This window comes from Acinetobacter sp. ANC 5600 (assembly GCF_002018395.1).
GTDB lineage: Bacteria > Pseudomonadota > Gammaproteobacteria > Pseudomonadales > Moraxellaceae > Acinetobacter > Acinetobacter amyesii.
In genome coordinates, this window is sequence record NZ_MVKW01000004.1 from 286842 (window position 1) to 307807 (window position 20966).

Sequence of the window (20966 nt, forward strand, 5' to 3'; positions counted from 1 at the left end):
AAAAGACCGTTCTAACGGTCTTTTTTCATTTAAGGTGAATTGAAAATCCTGACAATTATCGTATGATTTGAAAATACTTAACCTTATGCGCGGCCTCTTTATGCAGCAAAATATTAAAAAAATACTGCTCCTTGGAATCATAAGTACAAGCGTACTGAGTGGATGTCAGGTCGTCAGTGTCAAAAATCAAAAACTCAATGTTTCGATTGCCAATGAACGTGAAAGTATTATTTCTCGAAACAAACTTAGCGAAGCCAGTTTAAATGTCTTGTCGATGACAGGTCGGGAAGCCAAAGCCTGCACAGAAGACCCGAAAGCCTGTGTTGATGAGTTACAACAAATTCCTCAGATTCAAGATGAACAATTACTTTCTACAGCAAGTGAATTATATTTAGCTAAAGCTATAGAATATGAATCTTCTTCAGCCTGCAAGTTAGGTGTGCTCAGTAGTCACAAATCTGAAGAAAAACAAAAAATTGAACAAGACACTTATAATAAGTGCTTAGATCAACAATTGATACTTCTCGATAAAAGTATTCGCTATAGCTATGCGTACATGTTTAAAACCAAACGTGCGCCTGCTGATCGTATTTTTGATAACCGTCAAGTTCAAATCCGTGATTTCTATAATCAAGGGATTGCCAAATTGGTTAGCAGCTATGCACTACGTTATAAGCCGCAAGAAGTCACCCAACAGATTAAAGTCGGACAAACCACCTATCACATAGACTTCAGCCACTACCCAGAACTCAAAAATCGTAAAATTGAACAATTGATGTCAACCTATAATCTTAACTTCTCAGGTTTACGTTCAATTACCCGTCGAGATGGTTTTGGCTCCGAATTTCTTGTGGTTTTACCCGAAGAACATACGATTGAAACAGGCAAAGCCAAATATATTATCAATCCGATTGATTTTAAATATCCGTCTGGTTCAAATCCTAATATCCATCAAGCGCGCTATTTAGCTGCAACCTTAACGGCTGAACCACTAAGCGCTGCAACTACAGTTGATCAAATTTTGAATCAACATGAGTTTCAAATTAAAGCTTACGACCCGTATAAGTATGAACAGGTCAATATTGCCAATAAAAACTATGCGCTTGCTGCCAATTTTTCTGCTCCATATGGTCTTTGGTTAGCACAAAATAACTTGGGTAAGGCAGCTTATTTATCACTGATTGACCGAGATGAAAAACTGACGATGCCGCATCTCTACATGCTTGAACCATATAATCCTGACAAGAAAGTTATCGTCTTGGTACATGGTCTTGCTAGCAGCCCTGAAGCATGGATTCGTCTGACTAACGATATTATGGGCGATTCAGTGCTACGTGAACATTATCAAGTGTGGCAAGTCTTCTATTCAACGAATATGCCGATTATTGAAAGCCGCTTCCAAATTTATTCCATTTTGACTCAGACCTTTAGCAAAGTAGACGCCAATGCCGCAGCTAAAAAAGATGCTGTTCTAGTCGGTCATAGTATGGGCGGCATTATTGCACGACTACTGGTCAGCCAAGCCGATACCACGCAAGCAGCTTTGAAAATGATGAATTCACGTCAATTAAATCAGTACCGAAATATTCCAGTCGTGAAGCAACGTATGGTGATTGATGATATTCCTAATTTCAGCCGTGCAATTTTTTTGGCTGCACCTCATCGTGGTACAGAATATGCAGATCGCTGGTTTACCAAAGCCGCTCGAAAAATTATTAAACTCCCAGGAGCTTTTTTATCGGCTATGGGTGATGTGTTAACTCAAGAAGAAGACCTGAAAGATTTATTTCGTGAAATTGACCATGGCTTGATCCAAAATGGACCAAGTGACTTAAGTCATCAATCAAAATTTATCGCGCTCACTGAAGATATTCAGCCGCGTAAGGGTTTGAAGTTTCATTCAATTATGGGAAATAACACCAACAGTCAAGATAAAAATATTATGACGGATGATATTGTACCATACACTAGTGCTCATCTAGAGGGTGCTGTTTCAGAAAAAATCATTAAAGGGGGGCATTCGATTCAAGAAACCCCTGAAGCTGTACTCGAACTACGCCGTATATTACGTTTGCATTTGATTGAACTTGGCCTCTATAAACCATAAGGCAATACAGCATTTAAATCGATCTACATATTTTAAAACCGATCTCAGGATTGGTTTTTTTTATTTCTGCATTTACTTGAACATGCCATTATTCACGTAATTACTATATAAGCTTTTTTTTTAATCATTTTAAAACTCATAGGCACTCGTTAAACTTTATATAAACCTTATATTGGAGATAAATTATTGTAAAATAAAGACAAAATATTGTGCGCTTTTCCTAATTATTTTATGAGCATATCGAATTATGAAATTATAAGGCTTAAAGTCACTTCATCTGGATGAAATTGGGGGTTAAATCATAACTATATAAAATTAAGTATATTTTACGTCAAGTTTATAATCCATTTATCAACCGCTCTACCGTGAGGTTTTGTCTCAAATCACCAATCGAAATGGTGAGTTAGCTGCACACTATGGCAGCGAAGGTTTTTTACTCCTCTTTAGGGTGTTAACTGAAGCTGAAAATTGAACCTTTGGCAGCCGATTTATTACGCAGAATTTAATCACTCGAACTTCCACATCCAGCCAGCCATATGTCTAAATTTGTGAAGATTAGCATCGGTACGGAAACGATCATTCCATCCAAATCTGATCAAATTCAGAAATTTATATAGGCTGCCGATCGTGCACTTTACCTTGCAAAAGGTAGCGGTCGCAACCAATATCGATTAGCTCAGGCTGAAGCGCAGCTTGATGTTTGAGTCAGTTTATCGCATTGTTAATTTATCCATTGTTGAATTTACACACAGACTTTTTTAGCGTTTATAAATAATATTTTGACTGCTTTTTTTACATGCAGACAAACCTTTTCTGGCATTTTCCTGTCACTTTTTTTGCTAGAATCAGCAACACGATTTGTTAACGTACACCTGTGGTTTTGAACGAAGAGACAATATAAATATAAGGACTTTTTCTAAATCCAATTTTCATCAAAACAGTGTTTTTCGTTTAGCAGCGCACAAATTTTTATTTTAAGGTATTTCGTTTCATGCAAGCTGATAATTCCAAAGTTGACCTTTCAACGCTGACCCCAATGATGCAACAGTACATGTCAGTCAAAATGCAAAATCCGCATTCACTGATGTTTTATCGGATGGGTGATTTTTATGAGCTCTTTTTTGAAGATGCGCATAAAGCAGCAAAACTTTTAGGAATTACACTAACACATCGTGGTAAAGCCAATGGTGAGCCTATTCCTATGGCTGGTGTCCCGTACCATGCAGCTGAAGGCTATTTAGCCCGCCTTGTAAAAAAAGGTGAAACGGTGGTGATCTGCGAGCAAATTGGTGAGGTATCAGGTAAAGGTCCAGTTGAGCGCGGCATTGTTCGTATCATTACCCCGGGGACATTAACGGATGATGCACTAATTGCCTCTCATCAAAGTTCAAATTTAGTCGCGATCTGCTTACAACAAAATCAGATCGGGATTGCTTTACTAGACCTCAGTGCAGGTATTTTCAAAGTTCAGCAAATGGACTATCAGCTGGAACAATTGGCAATCGAACTTTCACGTTTAATGCCGAGCGAAATTTTGATTGATGAAGATCTTATTGATCCGAATATTGTCGAACAAATTAAACGTCAATTAGACTGCCCTGTTACCAAGCGTCCAAACGTCGACTTCAATTTAAATAACGCACAAAAAACGCTGTGTGACCAATTTGCAGTTGCCACACTTTCAGGTTTTGGTATTGACCATTTACCTTTGGCGAAAGCTGCCGCAGCGGCTTTGATTCACTATGCAAAAGTGACTCAAAAAACTGCTTTACCACATATCCGCAGCATTCAACTCGAACAAAGTAGTGATTTTGTGGCGCTCGACCCCGTCACTCGTCGTAACTTAGAACTGATTGATCCCCTATTTGAACATGGCACTTCCCTGTTCCAACTAATCAATGATTGCCAAACTGCGATGGGCGGCCGCCTATTGAGTCGTACCTTGATGCAGCCTTTACGAAATACCGCTTTATTGGATGCGCGTTTAGATGCCTCACAAGCGATGCTGCAAGGCTATCATGAGTCTCCGATACGTTTAGTTCTCAAAGAAATTGGTGATATTGAACGTGTGCTATCTCGTGTAGCGCTCGGCAGCGCTCGACCACGAGACCTAGTTCAGTTACGTCAAACTTGTGCACAAATTCCCTATCTTCGACATGCACTTGAACCGATCATTCAGTCACACCAATCTAAGCTGATCGCTCAGTTAAATGATGAAATGGGTGATTTTCACGGCTTACATGAGCGTCTTATGTCTGCCATCGTAGAAAACCCGCCAGTGCTTTTACGTGATGGAAATGTGATTGCTGAGGGTTTCGACACTGAACTTGATGAACTACGCAAAATTCGTGACCATGCAGGACAATTCCTCATTGATCTTGAAATTAAAGAGCGTGAACAAACCGGAATTTCAACCTTAAAAATTGGCTATAACCGTGTCAGTGGCTACTATATTGAACTCACTCGAGCGCAGGCTGAGCAAGCGCCTGATCATTATATACGCCGCCAAACCCTTAAAAATGCTGAACGCTACATTACCCCTGAGCTGAAATCCTTTGAAGATAAGGTGCTTTCAAGTGAGTCACGTGCATTAGCGCGCGAAAAAATGCTCTTTGAGCTATTACTTGATGAGTTACGTGCAGATATTGGCAACTTACAAATGATGAGCGCCGCTATAGCGCAAATTGATTTACTGGCTAATTTTGCCCATCAAGCTCGATTACGAAATTGGTCACGTCCTGAATATAGCCCTGAAGTTGGGATCAAAATCAAAGCCGGTCGTCACCCAGTTGTGGAATCTCTGAGCAAATCAGCATTTACTCCAAATGATACTAGTTTGGACTTTAATCACCGCATGGCGATTATCACAGGGCCAAATATGGGCGGTAAATCGACCTTTATGCGCCAAACTGCCTTAATCAGCTTATTGGCCTACTGTGGTAGCTTTGTCCCTGCCCAATCTGCCATTTTAGGGCCGATCGATCGGATATTTACCCGTATAGGATCTGCCGACGACTTGTCTACAGGCAAATCAACCTTCATGGTGGAAATGACTGAAACCTCTCAAATTCTTCATCATGCGACCAATCAATCATTGGTACTGATGGATGAAGTTGGGCGTGGTACGAGTACCTATGACGGCTTATCACTAGCGTGGGCATGTGTGCTCGATCTCACCCGTCGCATTAAATGTTTATGCCTATTTGCAACGCATTATTTTGAGCTCACTGAATTAGGCAAAGACGCTAATATCGATAACTATCATGTAACTGCTCGTGAGCTTAATGGCAACTTGATCCTATTACATAAGGTCCAACAAGGCCCTGCGAGTCAAAGTCATGGTCTACAAGTGGCAAAGCTTGCGGGGATTCCTGCAGCTGTGATCAAAGAAGCGCAAAACCGACTTCGTATTTTAGAAACTCAACAAAAACAGCAACTCAATACGGCTGTACAAACCGATCTATTCTCGGCACTCGCAGAGCCTGAAGTCATCGAACGCGTAGTTGAAGTTGAAAAAACATCGCCCGTACTTGATGCCTTAGCAGATATTGATATCGATAACTTAAGTCCACGTGAAGCATTACAACAGCTTTACGCTTTAAAGGATTTACTTAAGATCTAAATTGAGCAGAAGCGATAGATGAGATATGCAAAGAACACCTATGAAGGTATTCTTTGCATTGATACCATTCAAGCGCGTAAATTAGTGAATGTTTGCTATTTACTTATGCGGCTACTCAGCAATAAATTGATAAAAAAATTAGTGTTCTAAAATGTTTCATGCTTAAAATCCACATTAAAAATATTGTTCGATAAACAGATGTAATTTAATCAGTTTTTGAGTATGATTCTCATTCATTGTGAAATTTACATAAATTGTTCAGTTTTTAGTGATTTTAACAGCACTGCATATAATAATTATCAATAAAAGGAATTGTTAGTTACCCTATTTTTTGCCTAAAATACACCATTAGTTTATTAGAACCATATTTTTTAGGTAGCTGTCGCCATGACCTTTGTTGTCACTGAAAACTGTATTAAATGTAAATATCAAGACTGCGTAGAAGTTTGCCCTGTTGACTGTTTCTATGAAGGTCCAAACTTCCTTGTTATTAATCCAGATGAATGTATCGACTGTGCGCTATGTGAACCTGAGTGTCCAGCTAACGCGATTTTCTCTGAAGATGAGTTACCTGAAGGTCAAGAAGTATTTATCGAACTTAATACTGAACTTTCTCAAAAATGGCCGAACATCACTCAAATTGGTGATCAACCTGCCGACCGTGAAGAGTGGAACGGTAAAGCTGATAAATTACAATATCTTGAAAAGTAATTTTACGCTTTCATGAAAAGATCAGCACATGCTGATCTTTTTTTATACTTAAAGCACACATTTCATTGCAAATTATTCAAATTTTATCAATCAAATTGGATTAAAATAGAACGAGTTTATAAATAATTGATTTCTATAATGAAGCATTTACTCAAGGGATTATTGTCCGTTGCAATATTCCCGCTTGTTTTCATTGGTTGTACAACTACACCACAAAAACAAGGTCACACTATTACAACTCCCGACGGTAAACGTATTTACATACCTCAAGAAAAAGTGACGACCATCAGACAAGCCCCGCCTAAAGTGGTGCCTTATGCATACAACTCATGGGTCGCGTCTGTTGATAATTTACGTCGCGTTCGAGACTATGAAGTCTTTTTAGAGAAAAATGGTGTAGGCAATATCATCCCTTCATTTGAGCTGATGCGTACTGCACGTGATTGGCAAAAATGTGGTCGCTCAGAATATATGGTGCCTAACCGTGAATTATGGCAAAACCAAATTGCAACCTTACGTGTCTTTAAATATTTAGTTGCGGCCAATATTTTAACGGACTTTGAAGTGACTTCGGTTTATCGTGATTTGCCTTTGAACCAATGTGCCGGTGGTGCAAGTTCATCTCGTCACCTATATAACTCGGCGATTGATTTCCGTATTGGACCTGCGTACCCGCAGCCCGAAGACTACAGTTATATTGAAAATACCAAGTTCCGTTTATGCCAATTTTGGTCACAACACGGGCAGAGTCTCAATATGGGATTAGGTTTATATGCCAGCGGACAAATTCATATTGATACTCAAGGCTACCGTACTTGGGGACCTGATCACTCAAGTCGCTCTTCAATGTGTAATTACTAAAACATTACATCGTCATATCAAGACCTCTTCGGAGGTCTTTTTTGTACATAAAATATTCAAATACAGAACAATAAATTGCGATGTTAGTGGAAAGGTTTAAAATGCTTGCATCAATCACGAGGTGCGACAACATGCAACAAATGTGGACAGACATTGATGCTTACATCGATTCACATTTAATTCCTGAAGATCCAATATTGACCCAAACACTTCAACATACGGATGAACGTGGCTTTCCTGATCATCTTGCTGTAGCGGCTAATCAAGGCATGCTGCTTCAAATGTTAATCCAAATGAACAAGTGTAAACGCGTTTTAGAACTTGGAACTTTTGCAGCCTATAGCACCATGTGGTTAGCACGTGCATTACCTGAAGATGGTTACATTCTGACCATTGAAGGTCGTGATACACATGCTGCCCTCGGTCAAGAAAATATTGATAATGCAAAGCTTGCACAAACGATAGAACTGAAATGTGGTCGTGCGGCAGATATTTTACGTGCCCTTCCTGAAGATACCGAACCTTTTGACTTTATTTTTGTCGATGCAGACAAACAGAGCTACCCTGAATATTTAGAATTAAGTTTAAATTTATCTCATTCAGGTACAGTGATAGTTTTAGACAATGTGATTCGTGCAGGCGAGATTCTGAACGCTGAAAACCATAAACCAAGCATTGAAGGTATCCGTGATATGTTCAAAGCTATGCAAAATCATCCAAAAATTTTATCTTGCACGGCACTTCAAACTGTAGGTTGTAAAGGTCATGATGGTTTTGCGATTGCAATCGTTAAATAATCTCAATCGAGGTGTTTTTTAAACACCTCGAATAAAGGTATAAAAAACAATCAATATAATATTTTATTTTAAAAACAATTACCTACAAATACTACACACAGAGTTATCCACAATTTTTGAGGATAACTCTGATTATTTTTAAATCAACAACTTATTATTTATTTACTCGTAATTGTCCGTCTATTAAATCAACTCTGTTCGTTTGCTCAACTTATTTTACAACCAACAATGGAACACTCGAATTTCTGAAAATACTGGTGGTGATACTGCCCAAGAAGAACTGATGGATTTTACTGTGGCTAAAAGCGCCAAGTACGATTAACTGAATGCCATGCTCTTGTTGATAGTCCAGAATATTTTCCGAAACATCGCCATAACGGTATTCTGTCACCACATCGAGACCGGCATTGGTTAAATAATTTTTTGGATCATCCAAGATTTGTGGGTGATCTCCAACATAAACCAAATGACATTGTAAGAGTTTGAGTAGATCACTTTGTGCCACACGCTTCATTAACTCAACGCATTTAGGCGAATATTCATAGGCAAAAATAAAGCGAGTCGGTGGTTTAAACGTTGGTCCTACGGTCATAACTGTACAACTTGCACCACGAATAAAGTTTTCAACATTACTACCCAGCGGCTTATTACGCTCTGCTGAACGTTCACCAACGCGACCAATTAAAACAATATCGTCATCTTGCAAAATATTAAAACTTTGCTCTAAGAAGTCACCCTTTTCCTGAATATGGGTGGTTTGAATCCCATGCTTATCTTGGATCATTTCAGAAATGTGTTTGAGCAAGTTATTACTATAATCTAGCGCTAAATCACTTTGTTTTTGTTCTAACTCCGCCAGTTCTTTTAAGAGCATGGCATTACTTTCAAACCCAATCACGCCGCTAATTTCACCTAAGTGATAACTTGCCGGATAGTAATCAAGTATTTGCAGTAAAACCAACTCACGGTGAGTTTGTTTAGCAACCCAAGCAGCAGCATCAGCTAGTGCATTAATGCATGGAGAAGAGTCGATACAGGCGATAACTCGTTTCATGATTAACCCTCGTTTTATTATTGCTTGGCTATAAAATGTTGTTTGTTATTTTTAACTTATCACAACTCTGTTTCACTGTGCATGCATTTGTGTAAGCATAAAAAATTTTTATGAAGTATTTGGCGATTATTTATTCACGATATCGAATGAATTTTGCAGGATTTCCCGCAATGATTGCACGCGCTTCAACATTTTTCGTCACCATACTGTTCATGCCGACTACAGCCTGCTCAGCAATGTGAATACCATCCTTAATTCCAACATGCGTACCTAACCAAACATCACGCTCTATCTCAATCCCTTGTGATCGTACAGCTTGTTGATAGATCGGTTGATTGGCATCCATTCCATGATCAAAAGCGTATAAATGGCAATATGCCGCCATACGAACTTGATCATGAATTTTGATGCCCACGCGCCCACCATCTAAAATACAGTGATGATTGATCGCCACTTCATTGCCTATTTCTATTGGGCCATGCAAAGTGCAATCCGCCGCAATAAAGCTGTTATCTCCAATAACAATCTTACGTCCCGGTTCGGCAAAAATATGAGCCAAGGGCGATATAAAACAGTTTTCACCAATTTCAACAGTTTCCATCGATTTGAGATAGTCTTGATATTCCTGTTGCCAAGCTTCGGCCCAACCACGATTTTTCGGTTTGAGTGACCAATACAACCAAGGCATATAATTTAGACGATGCTTATGTTGCTCTCGATATTTCAATAATGGATCTTGTTCATTCATCTTCAGCAGCCTCAACGATATGCAATTGTTCACGTCCGCGAGTTACATCTTGAATCTTTAACTGTAGCGGTTGGATTTGATGAATTTGCAATGATGCAAGTACATTTACGCCCTGCGCTGTATATTCTTCCTGAAATTCAATTTGCTGCTGATTGAGTTCATATTGGAAAATTGCCCATTCATTAAACTGACAACTAAATTGCACTTTTTTCTTCTCAATAAGTTCAATTTTTTCAGCTTGTAAAAGGCATTGACCTGCACAGCCACCATAGGCACGTACCAATCCCCCTGTCCCGAGCTTAATTCCGCCATACCAACGATTAACCAAGACCAACACGTTGGTCAGATCATTCCCTTCTATGGTTGCTAGAATGGGCCGACCTGCTGTGCCTGAAGGCTCACCATCATCATTAAAACGTACGGTATGTCCAATTTTCCATGCCCAACACTGATGTGTTGTTGAGATATCTTTATTGGCTTCGAGAAATTCTTTAACGGCTTGTTCATTTTCCACAGGAACTGCGATGGCTTGAAAACGACTTTTTTTAATGTCTTCTTCATATTCAAACTGTGCGGCGAGTGTAAATGGCATAACGTCTTTAGATCCTGTATCAAAGGATATTATAGCGTTTTTTGAAAGACTTACATCCACAAAAAAGCCCCCAATGCTGGAGGCTTGATTGGCACTGCGCTATTAACGTTCGCGAAGTGCTTCTTTTGCTTTATTGAATGGCTTGATTAAGTATTCAAGTACAGTTTTCGAGCCGGTACGGATATCAACTGTCGCCACCATACCCGGAGTGATACTAAAACTTTTACCTTCTTTATTGCTTAATTTATCACTATCTGTACGGATATAAACACGATAATAGAACTGATCTTGTTTCACTTCATCACGTAAAGTATCTGGTGAAATGACGGTCACTTTACCTTTTAGACCACCATAGATCGAATAGTCATATGCCGTAATTTTCACTAAGGCTTCTTGACCCGGACGAATAAAAGCAATATCTCGCGGTGAAATACGTGCTTCAACCAGAAGCTGTTCATCCAAAGGTACGATGGTCATCAATTTACCATTTTGCGGAATCACACCACCCAATGTCATCACATCAATTTCTTTGACCACACCACGAACTGGAGATTTAAAAACGGTACGGCTCAGCGTATCCGATTTGCCTTTCACCACTTGTTGCTGCGATTCAATATCAGTATTGGCTTTCGACAATTCTTCCCGTGATTTTACCAAATATTGGTTACGGACATCATTTAACTGATTTTGTAAGTCATTCGCTGAACGCTTTAAACGAAGTACTTCAACTTCACTTGCTGCCCCTTTGGCAACAAGCGGCTCAGTCATGGCCAATTCTTGTTGAACTAACACCAATGCCTGTTTTAAGCCGGCAACAGATTCTTCCAAGTTTGCACGACGTGAATGATATAAAGCTGTTTCTTCCTTCACTAAAGCTGGAATCTTTTGAACATCTTCAGGAAAGGTTAATGGTGTACCATTCACTTCTGCACGTAAACGTGCTGCTGTCGCACGTGATGCCACAAGTAAAGACTCGGTTTCACCAACATTTGATGCGAAGCGTGTTGGATCGAGTTGCGCAAGGACTTGACCTTGTTCAACAATTTGACCTTCCTTCACATTCAACTTGGTTAAAATCCCTCCCTCAAGCGACTGAACAATTTGTTCTTTCGAAGATGGAATCACTTTACCTGTCCCTGTAGAGACTTCTTCTAATTTAAACAACCAAGCCCAAACTAAAAGGATTGCCAGACCAATCGTAATAATCCAAATGATTAAACTCGATTTCGGTAATGGTGGCTCTTTAAAGCTGACTTTGGTCGAGCGTTGTATTTCTTGTTTATTTTCACTCATGATTTAAGCCCCAGCTACTTTTTTCTGAGCATTCTGATTCAGAATTTGATCACGAGGCCCATCCATGACAATTTTACCTTCATTCACCACAATAATGCGGTCAACCAACTCAAGTACCGCACGGCGATGTGTTGCTACCACCATAGTTCGGTTTTGTAAATAACCTTTTAAATGATCGATCAACTGCTTCTCAGATACGTCATCAATGGCTGCTGTAGGTTCATCAAGCAATAGAATATTGGGTTGACGAATCAATAAGCGTGCAAGCAACAAAGCTTGGCGTTGACCGCCAGAGAAGCCTACACCACCTTCTAAAATGATATGGTCTAGCCCTTCTTTTTTCTCTTGAACAAAGTGAATTGCACCCGTAATTTTCAGTACTTCAATCAATTGTTCATCCGTGGCCAGCGGAGCACCCAAGGTCAAGTTTTCACGAATCGTACCATAAAATAACTGTGCATTTTGGTTCAATAGCCCCATATCACGGCGTACATCTGCGGGGTCAATTAAAGACAGCTCAATCCCATCTAATTTAACTTTGCCTTGTACTGGCGTTTGCATACCCGATAACAATTGGAGTAACGTAGACTTACCAGCACCGTTACGGCCCAAAATTGCGATTTTTTCTCCAGCCTTAATTTCCAGTTTTGGAATTAAAAGACTTGGACGTGGGTCATCTTCACCATACTTAAATGACACACCATTGAGTTCATAATGACCATTAATTGATGGTCGATGAATAAGATGAGAATAATCCGGTTGATCGACAGGTTTCTTCATGAGCTCATCCAGACCGGCTTTTGCCACTTTAGCCTGTTGTAAACGACCTAATACCCCTGCCAGTGCAGAAATCGGTGCCAACATTCGTGAAGACAAAATCGAACAAGCCACCAAAGCACCTGTGGTCATTTCACCTTTCATCACAGCAAAACAGCCGACAAGTACAACAATTGCAAACGTTAGACCCTGAATTTTTTGCGTCCATGCCGACATTAAGCCTACAATTTTACGTTGACGCATGCTGACATCAGCAGACACTTCATTCATGTGGTTCCATTGGTTTTGGAAACGTGATTCAGCACGAAGTAATTTGATATCCTCCATACCTTGCACAGATTCAACCAATAAGGCATTACGAATCGAAGACTCGCGCATACCCATTTGTGCAAGTTTAGCCAATGGTTTTTGCGCCAAAATCCCTGGAATAATCATCAAAGGAACCACCAACAGCATAACCCAAAATAGATTGCCGCCAATTAACCAGAAGATGAACAGGAACAAGAAGAAAAACGGTAAGTCGGCAATCGCAGTAACAGTCGTCGAGGTGACCATTTCGCGTACCCCTTCTAATTCACGAATCTGTGAAATAAAAGTACCTGTAGATTTTGAGCGTTCGCTATTTTTAATTCTTAATGCATGACCAAACACACGATCAGATATTTTTAAATCGGCACGTTTACCAATAATATCCGACAAATAAATTCGTGAAACACGTAGTGCAAACTCAAATATCGCTGCAATTAACACCCCACCCGCAAGTACCCATAAAGTCGGTACAGATTGAGATGGAATGACGCGGTCGTACACGTTCATTGAGAACAAAATAGTGGCTAGGGCCAAAATATTCGCCATTAATGAAGCAAACATAATGTCTATATAACGTTTCCAGTCTTTTAAAACGATCGACCAGAACCAATTTTTTTCAAACGGCTTGATGTATTCATCGACACGTGCATCGGGTACAGATGACTCTGGACGCAGAATATAAATATTGCGAACGCCATGGCTCAATCGTTCAATAGAGAAGACTTGAGATAAACCTTCATCTCCGCTCAATTGGACACTGGCATTACCGTCTACGTCGATGCGTTCTACCACACCCACTTCACCACTGATAAACTCAACCAATACAGGTAAGCGCCATGGATTGAGCAGATTTATGTCGTATTTGTTTTTACGAACACTTAATCCAATTTGGCGTGCCATAACTGCGACCAGTTCATCGGCATTTTTGTGTTGATCCCAGTCCAACTGCAACCGTATACGTTCTTCAGAGGGTTCAATTCGATAATGCTTTGCAATATTCAGAACCGCTTGCAGCCACGGTTGATAATTTATTGTATTACTCATGGCTGAACTTCAAACCCCTGAATAGATATATTATTAAGTTCATAGATATTTCGTGAACGCCCTGTCACTTGGATGTACTGTGCAAGTGCTGAGTAGATATCATATTGCGATGTCACAATTTCTTGTGCGGCACTATGTATGGCTTGCTCTGCATTCAGTAGATCGACAACCGTTCGAGTTCCTAATTTATATTGTTCTTGATACAGCTCTTTGGTTCTTACCGTTGTTTCACGCCGCTGCACCAATATCGACATTTGACGCTTTTTATTTTCGATTTGTTCTCGAATCATTCGGACTTGATCAATCACATCCAAATATACTGTATTCACTTGTGCTTTAGCTGCTTCTTCAGCATAGCTTGCGGCACGTGTTTGTGCTGCGATTGCTCCACCTTGGTAAAAATTACTGGTGGCTTCCAACATGATTGAATTATATAAACCATCATCTTCATCATTATTTGGATTACGGCCATTCACCGCCTGACTCAGACTGCCTTTGACATTGAGGGTTGGATAAGCACTTAATTTTGACTGTTGCTTTTGCAATTTGGCAATTTCAACCCCAGCCTGTGCTTTCATCATGCTCGGAATCATCTTGAAATCCGGATCTTCATATAGAGCTGCAGCCGTTAAGATGCGATCTGGGATCACCCAATTGATCTGACTTACATCAAAACCTAACAAGGTACGAAGTCGCTGTTGGTACTGTCGAAGTTGAGTTTCTTGCACAATTAAATTTGATTCTGCAGCTTCTAAATTTGACTTGGCTTGAATAGGGTCTGCTTGACTACTGATCCCTGCGGTTGCACGTAAATTAGCAATCTCAGCAATCCGACTCACACCGGCAATTTGCTGCTGCGCAATTTTAGCCACTTCTTGATATCGTTTAATGTTGATAATTGCATTTGCAACATCAAAAGAAACTTCATCTAAATTTACAAGTACATTAGCCTGCTCTTGTAACATTTTTGCTTCTTCGATACCGACAGCACTTTTGGTTTTACCAAAGTCATATAACATCTGCGTCGCATTTAAAGACACCAACTGACGTCCACGCTCGCCTTTTGTCAGATCTGCGGTACTTAATCCACCTGAAATTTGGGGATAATATGCAGCATTCGCAAGGTCAATATTGGCGTTTTGCGATGCGACTGTAGCAATACTTTGTGTGATTTCTGGACGTCTTTGGACGGCGATATGTATCGCATCAATAAAACTTAGATTCTTCGCTACTGTGTTTGGATTATAGCTGCCTTGTTGCGTTCGACCATAAGCAACGGCTGGCATTTCTTGGACACGTGAGGTATCAAGATTATATTTACTCAGTTCGGTGACGTTAATTTTTTCAGCAGAAGGTTTAGGCTTATTAGGTAAAAAAATCTTATCTAATGTCTTTTGAATGGTCGATTGTGTAGTGCTAGTATCTGCTGCATACACTGAACCAATGGAAAAGGGTAATAATAATATACAAAAGAAATTGCACTTATTTTTACGCGGACGCCCAACTTCTGGACCATTCATCTTTCGTAATCGCATGATTTTTGCAGGTCGTATTTTTAGTTTAAAGTATACTGAATTCTTGTTAATTTTTTAGATTAATCGCTCAGTTTTTGTCATTTCAGACAATAACATAAACCCGCTGAATGAAACTAGCACCATTCAACGGGAAATTTCTTATTTTATTCAATTAAACGGTAAAATCATCACCAAGATAAACTTTACGTACCGTTTCATCTGCAAGCACTTCTTCTGGAGTACCTTCTGCAATCACTGAACCTTCGCTCACGATATAGGCATGCTCACAAATCGCAAGGGTTTCACGCACATTATGGTCGGTAATTAATACACCAATACCGCGATCTTTCAATGTTCTGATAATGTCTTTGATATCACCCACTGAAATAGGATCAACCCCTGCAAAAGGTTCATCTAGCAACATAAATTTAGGGTCTGCCGCTAACGCACGCGCGATTTCCGCACGACGACGCTCACCACCCGACACACTCATACCAAGAGAATCTTTGATGTGTGTGATTTTAAAGTCGGCAAGCAATTCCGTTAAACGTTGCTGACGTTGTTGCTTATTTAGATCTTTACGGGTTTCTAAAATCGACATGATATTTTCAGAAATGGTTAATTTTCTAAAAATAGATGCTTCTTGGGGTAGATAACCAATACCTTTACGTGCGCGCTCATGCATTGCCAAGTCAGACAAATCAAGATCATCTAAATGAATCTCACCTTTATCCATACGCACCAGGCCAACAACCATATAGAAACTTGTGGTTTTACCTGCACCATTTGGACCAAGTAAACCCACAATTTGACCACTTTGCATGCTAAAGGATACATCCTTTACCACCCAACGCTTACTGTAGTTTTTGGCTAAATGTTTAATACATAAAGTTTGAACTTGCGAGGTTTGCTCCATTAATCACGTGCTCCTGGGAAGGACTTAGTGCTTGACGGTGGAATCACGATTTGAACACGACCTGAAGAAGATCCAGATTTATTTGGTGTACCTTCAGCAACGATATCGCCTTTATTCATACTGTATTTCAGGCTATTACCACGAATACTTGCACCATCTTGTTGCAACAAAGCACCACCCGTCATGGTGATAATACCCGTTTCAGCATTGTAGACGATTTTCTGAGCTTGGCCTTTTGCAAAGCCTTTGGCAGGGTCAGTTTTTTGTTGGAAATGTGCTGGCCCACCCGTTGCTGTAATCGTACTGATCTCTTTTTTGCTGTTTAAGTTCGCAACGATTGAGTTTGCCTGCAGCTTCATTGAACCCTGTTCAATGATGACATTACCGGTATACGTCGTAATCCCGGTTTTTTCATTAAACGTTGCACGATCGGCAACCAATGAAATCGGTTGATTACGATCTGAAGGCAAAGCAAAAGCTGCAACCGAACATAACGCCAGTGAACCGAGTAGCGCTGTACGTTTTAGGAAAGTTATTGCAGTTTTTCGATTAAAATTATGGTTCATACTTTCCTCGAATATTAAAAAATTCGTATTGACCGTCGTTTAAATTTGCTTTTAAACCTTGGCTGACAAATTCGGCTTGTGGTGAAATCACCGTTACAGTCTTGTCCGTTTCTATTTCACGCTTTTTTGGAAAAGCAGTGAGTTCCTCAGTACGAAACTCCATTTGCCCTTCACGCATCAATTTCGTTGCAACCACATTGTCACTCAGTACGACTTTTTGGTTATCATCCATACCATTGGCTTGTTTGGCAAAGAACGTGGCATCGACAGCACCATCCAGATAGGTCGATGCTTTCAGATTCACCAAATGAGACGTTTGCTTTTGCAAATCCTGCTCAAGTCGATCGACTTGCGCACGAATATGCAATTTTCCCTGCTCATCAGTCTGCGTCAGGTTAATGTTTTCAGCTGAGTAAGTCATACTTTTCGAAGAGTCCGCCTGAAGCTTATTACCCTTTCCACCGAAATAGTAAAAACCACCGCTTACTGTAGCAATGACCACAGCTGTCACGTATAAAACTTTAGTATCCATAAGCGGAGATTCAATCCAATGACTGCATCAATTTATTAATAAGGTGCACTTGCATATTTTTCAAGTAGTTCCTGGTATACACCTTTAGAAACTAAAAGCATATCGCAGATTTCACGAACAGCACCACGTCCACCCATCGCCTGAGTAACAAGATCTGCACGGCGACGTACTTCTAAATGTCCATTCGGTACGGTCACTTTCATCCCTGCAATAGCAAAGGCTGAAAGATCGGGCCAATCATCGCCCATATATAGGCAATCTGAAGGATCAATACCAAACTGTGCGCAGGCTTCAGTCAAGGCAACACCTTTATCTTCACGACCTTGAAAAACCAAGTCCACACCTAAGTCAGACATGCGTTTTTCAACAATATTACTTTTACGGCCAGTAATAATGATGACTTTGATACCCGCTTTTTGCACCAACTTCATGCCTAAGCCATCTCGAATATCAAAGGATTTGATTTCATCGCCGCTATTGGTCAACGTTACAAATCCATCACTTAAAATTCCATCTACATCCAGTACTAGTGCTTCTATGTGACGCGCTTGTTCTAGCAATACATACGATGCCATTTTCTTAATTTACCCCAGCCTGAATCAAATCATGCATGCTGATAATCCCAATCACTTTATTGACATCATCAACAACTACAAATTGTGTAATTTTCTTTTCGTTCATACGTTCTAAAGCATGTACCGCGCGTTCTTCTTGTGAAATGGTCAAAGGATTTTTAATCATCACTTCTGAGACTTTCATATTCACATCAAAGCCTTGCTGTTTATCAATCAAACGACGTAAGTCACCGTCAGTAAAGATACCCAATAAGGTATCGTTTTCATCGACAATCGTGGTGAGACCCAAACGTTTATTTGAAATTTCATACAGAACTTTATTCATTGGTGTCTCTGGCGACACTTTTGGTAAGTCTTCACCTGTATGCATAAGATGTTTTACATGCAATAACAAACGTTTACCCAACGCTCCAGCAGGATGAGAACGTGCGAAATCATCTGAAGTAAAGCCACGTGCATCCAATAATGCAACTGCAAGTGCATCACCTAAGGCTAATGTTGCAGTGGTACTGGAGGTCGGAGCTAGACCCAAAGGGCATGCTTCTTGAATATTACCCAAGGTCAATGCGACATCGGCATTTTGTGGCATTGGGCCTTTATTGTCGCCACTCATGGTAATTAGAGGAATGCCCAAATGTTTGATCAATGGCATCAGCATCATAATTTCATCACTCTTACCTGAGTTTGAAATTGCAATGAGCACATCACCTTTAACCAACATGCCCAAATCACCATGTCCAGCTTCACCCGGATGCATGAAGAAAGATGGCGTACCTGTCGAGGCAAACGTAGCGGCCATTTTACGACCGATATGACCCGATTTACCCATACCAGTAATCACTAAACGCCCTTTGCACTGTAAAATGATTTCGCAGGCTTGGCTAAAACGATCATCTATTTGCGTCGCTAATACTTGTAAAGCATGCTCTTCAATACGCAAAGTTTCTAATGCGACTTTCTGAAAATCGACTTGATTCGGCATATTTGGTGGATTCAAAGTTGTTATACCTTAAGCCGTGAGAGGTGCGCTCTCACTTTCAAAATAAAAAATTTTCACAATTTTATCATATCTATGCAAATAGCACGTTTCCAAATGTATAAGAATTCATGAATTATGCAGAAAAGATGCATTTCTTCTTTTTTATCTTAGGAACAGATAAATTGAATTAAACTCTAAAATGAAATTCAGCCCGAATCAAATGAGCCTTCAACTTCTTTTTCCAGCAGTACAATTACATCAAGCATTAAAAAATATCTGCTTTTTTGGGTTTTAACTTTATGAAAAAAAATGCTTAGGTTAAGATGAGCCATCTTTTGGTAGAAACAATTTGAAGACCTATGCAACCTTTTGTTCTATATAACTCAGAGCAACGTAAAAAAGTAGAATTCGTACCTCGCAAAGAAGGACATATCGACATGTATGTCTGTGGAATGACTGTGTATGACTACTGTCATATTGGTCATGCTCGAGTTATAGTTGCATTTGACTATATTATCCGTTTCCTGCGCAGTCAGGGCTGGAGCGTTAAATACGTTCGAAACATTACCGATATTGACGATAAGATCATTGCCCGTGCCAATGAAAATGGCGAAAGCATTACTGCTTTAACCGACCGTTTTATTAAGGCCATGAACGAAGATGCTGCCAATTTAGGTTGTGCAGCACCTGATGAAGCACCACGTGCAACAGACTATATCGATCAAATGCAGAATATGATTGGTAACTTAGTCAACAAAGGTACAGCATATCCATCTGCAAATGGCGATGTTTATTTTGAAGTTGAAAAGTTTGCCAAATATGGTCGTCTTTCGGGTCGTAAACTTGACGATATGCAGGCTGGTGCTTCTGAACGCGTTGATGTAGAAGTAGAAAAGAAACATCCTTTTGACTTCGTGCTTTGGAAACATGCCAAAGAAAATGAACCTTCTTGGGCTTCGCCTTGGGGCAATGGCCGTCCGGGCTGGCATATTGAATGTTCAGCGATGTCGACCTGCTGCTTAGGTAACCATTTTGATATTCATGGTGGCGGTTCAGACTTAACTTTCCCGCATCATGAAAATGAAATTGCGCAATCTGAGGCCTCTACTGGCGAACAGTATGTCAATTACTGGATGCACGTCGGCTTTATTAATGTCGATGGCGAAAAAATGTCGAAGTCTTTAGGTAACTTCTTCACTATTCGTGATGTGATGGATAAATTCCACCCTGAAGTGATTCGCTTCTTTATTGTGTCATCACATTACCGTAGCCCAGTAAACTTCTCTGACACTGCTTTAAAAGAAGCGAAAAATACCCTTTCCCGTTTCTATCATTCATTTAAAGCTTATCAACAAGCCTATGGTGAAAAAACCGTAGAAACTTTAGATGATGCTTTGGTTGAGCGCTTTAATGCAGCTATGCGTGATGATTTCAACACCGCAGAAGCAATTGCGGTATTGTTTGAAGTCAACAAAGAATTGAACCGTGCCGTAAAAGATGAAAATGCTGAACAAGCGGCTGTGTATTATTCGACATTGCGTCACTTGACCAATATTTTAGGTTTGGTTCAGCACAATGTTGATGAATTTTTAAAATCAGATATTGGTCAAGAAGCACTAGGTCTCTCTGAAGAGCAAATTGAAGATTTAATTCAACAACGTAAAGATGCGAAAAAAGCCAAAGAATTTGCCAAAGCAGATGACATTCGTCAATCTTTGTTAGATCAAGGGATTGTTCTTGAAGATACTCGTCAAGGCACTATTTGGCGTCGTGCTGATTAATTAAGCAAACAGAAGCATAGAGAGTTGACAGTTGTGTGAAATTCTCTATAATTCACCTCATTGCGGGAATAGCTCAGTTGGTAGAGCATAACCTTGCCAAGGTTGGGGTCGGGAGTTCGAGTCTCCTTTCCCGCTCCAGAATACGAAAAACCCTCATCGAAAGATGAGGGTTTTTTTATGTCTAAATT

The 20966-nt window shown here is 40.0% G+C and carries 17 protein-coding genes and 1 tRNA gene; 7 read left to right on the forward strand and 11 right to left on the reverse strand.

From position 1 onward, the window contains the following. The first annotated feature begins 100 nt into the window (after window positions 1-100). From B1201_RS10980 to B1201_RS11000, 5 genes are all read left to right on the forward strand, one after another. On the forward strand, window positions 101-2107 hold the full coding sequence (locus B1201_RS10980) for an esterase/lipase family protein (RefSeq protein ID WP_078193556.1): 2007 nt from the start codon (window positions 101-103) through the stop codon (window positions 2105-2107). 991 nt (window positions 2108-3098) lie between these two features. After that, window positions 3099-5729, forward strand: coding sequence for a DNA mismatch repair protein MutS (gene mutS, locus B1201_RS10985; RefSeq protein ID WP_078193557.1), 2631 nt, complete (start codon window positions 3099-3101; stop codon window positions 5727-5729). A gap of 387 nt (window positions 5730-6116) precedes the next feature. After that, a complete protein-coding gene (gene fdxA, locus B1201_RS10990) occupies window positions 6117-6440 on the forward strand; it encodes a ferredoxin FdxA (protein ID WP_004651686.1) in 324 nt (107 codons plus the stop codon). A gap of 138 nt (window positions 6441-6578) precedes the next feature. Next, window positions 6579-7301 (forward strand): D-Ala-D-Ala carboxypeptidase family metallohydrolase, encoded by a 723-nt coding sequence (locus B1201_RS10995; protein WP_078188751.1) that lies wholly within the window; start codon window positions 6579-6581, stop codon window positions 7299-7301. 131 nt (window positions 7302-7432) lie between these two features. Further along, on the forward strand, window positions 7433-8098 hold the full coding sequence (locus B1201_RS11000; RefSeq protein WP_078193558.1) for an O-methyltransferase: 666 nt from the start codon (window positions 7433-7435) through the stop codon (window positions 8096-8098). 211 nt (window positions 8099-8309) lie between these two features. Here B1201_RS11000 and B1201_RS11005 read toward each other — a convergent pair whose 3' ends face one another. The 11 genes from B1201_RS11005 to B1201_RS11055 all read right to left on the reverse strand — a co-directional run bounded on the left by B1201_RS11005 (window position 8310) and on the right by B1201_RS11055 (window position 19000). Then, the gene (locus tag B1201_RS11005; RefSeq protein WP_078193559.1) at window positions 8310-9152 is read right to left on the reverse strand and encodes a universal stress protein; all 843 of its coding nucleotides are present in this window, start codon (window positions 9150-9152) and stop codon (window positions 8310-8312) included. A 130-nt stretch (window positions 9153-9282) separates the two neighbouring features. Further along, the gene (locus tag B1201_RS11010) at window positions 9283-9900 is read right to left on the reverse strand and encodes an acyltransferase (protein ID WP_078193560.1); all 618 of its coding nucleotides are present in this window, start codon (window positions 9898-9900) and stop codon (window positions 9283-9285) included. Then, entirely contained in the window at window positions 9893-10492 is a 600-nt protein-coding gene (locus B1201_RS11015; protein ID WP_078193561.1) for an IMPACT family protein, read from the reverse strand. Before B1201_RS11015 ends, B1201_RS11010 begins: the two co-directional genes overlap by 8 nt. A gap of 102 nt (window positions 10493-10594) precedes the next feature. Next, window positions 10595-11785: an HlyD family type I secretion periplasmic adaptor subunit gene (locus B1201_RS11020; RefSeq protein ID WP_078193562.1), complete on the reverse strand. Its 1191-nt coding sequence runs from the start codon at window positions 11783-11785 to the stop codon at window positions 10595-10597. A 3-nt stretch (window positions 11786-11788) separates the two neighbouring features. Then, entirely contained in the window at window positions 11789-13915 is a 2127-nt protein-coding gene (locus tag B1201_RS11025; RefSeq protein WP_078193563.1) for a type I secretion system permease/ATPase, read from the reverse strand. Then, window positions 13912-15435: a TolC family protein gene (locus B1201_RS11030; RefSeq protein WP_171263793.1), complete on the reverse strand. Its 1524-nt coding sequence runs from the start codon at window positions 15433-15435 to the stop codon at window positions 13912-13914. The genes B1201_RS11025 and B1201_RS11030 overlap by 4 nt, the downstream gene beginning before the upstream one ends. Before the next feature lie 166 nt (window positions 15436-15601). After that, window positions 15602-16345 carry an LPS export ABC transporter ATP-binding protein gene (gene lptB, locus B1201_RS11035; protein ID WP_078188759.1) on the reverse strand — a complete coding sequence of 248 codons (744 nt, stop codon included), beginning with the start codon at window positions 16343-16345 and terminating at the stop codon, window positions 15602-15604. Further along, entirely contained in the window at window positions 16345-16911 is a 567-nt protein-coding gene (gene lptA, locus B1201_RS11040; protein WP_078193565.1) for a lipopolysaccharide transport periplasmic protein LptA, read from the reverse strand. The genes lptB and lptA overlap by 1 nt, the downstream gene beginning before the upstream one ends. Further along, window positions 16901-17443, reverse strand: a complete 543-nt coding sequence (gene lptC / locus B1201_RS11045) for an LPS export ABC transporter periplasmic protein LptC (RefSeq protein WP_078193566.1) — start codon at window positions 17441-17443, stop codon at window positions 16901-16903. The genes lptA and lptC overlap by 11 nt, the downstream gene beginning before the upstream one ends. Window positions 17444-17478: 35 nt before the next feature. Further along, the gene (locus tag B1201_RS11050; protein WP_078188762.1) at window positions 17479-18018 is read right to left on the reverse strand and encodes a KdsC family phosphatase; all 540 of its coding nucleotides are present in this window, start codon (window positions 18016-18018) and stop codon (window positions 17479-17481) included. 4 nt (window positions 18019-18022) lie between these two features. Further along, window positions 18023-19000 carry a KpsF/GutQ family sugar-phosphate isomerase gene (locus B1201_RS11055; protein ID WP_078193567.1) on the reverse strand — a complete coding sequence of 326 codons (978 nt, stop codon included), beginning with the start codon at window positions 18998-19000 and terminating at the stop codon, window positions 18023-18025. Window positions 19001-19356: 356 nt separating this feature from the next. Here B1201_RS11055 and cysS point away from each other — a divergent pair, with 356 nt between their 5' ends. Then, window positions 19357-20778 (forward strand): cysteine--tRNA ligase, encoded by a 1422-nt coding sequence (gene cysS / locus B1201_RS11060; RefSeq protein ID WP_078193568.1) that lies wholly within the window; start codon window positions 19357-19359, stop codon window positions 20776-20778. Between the two features lie 62 nt (window positions 20779-20840). Then, window positions 20841-20916, forward strand: a tRNA-Gly gene (locus tag B1201_RS11065). Window positions 20917-20966 lie beyond the last annotated feature (50 nt).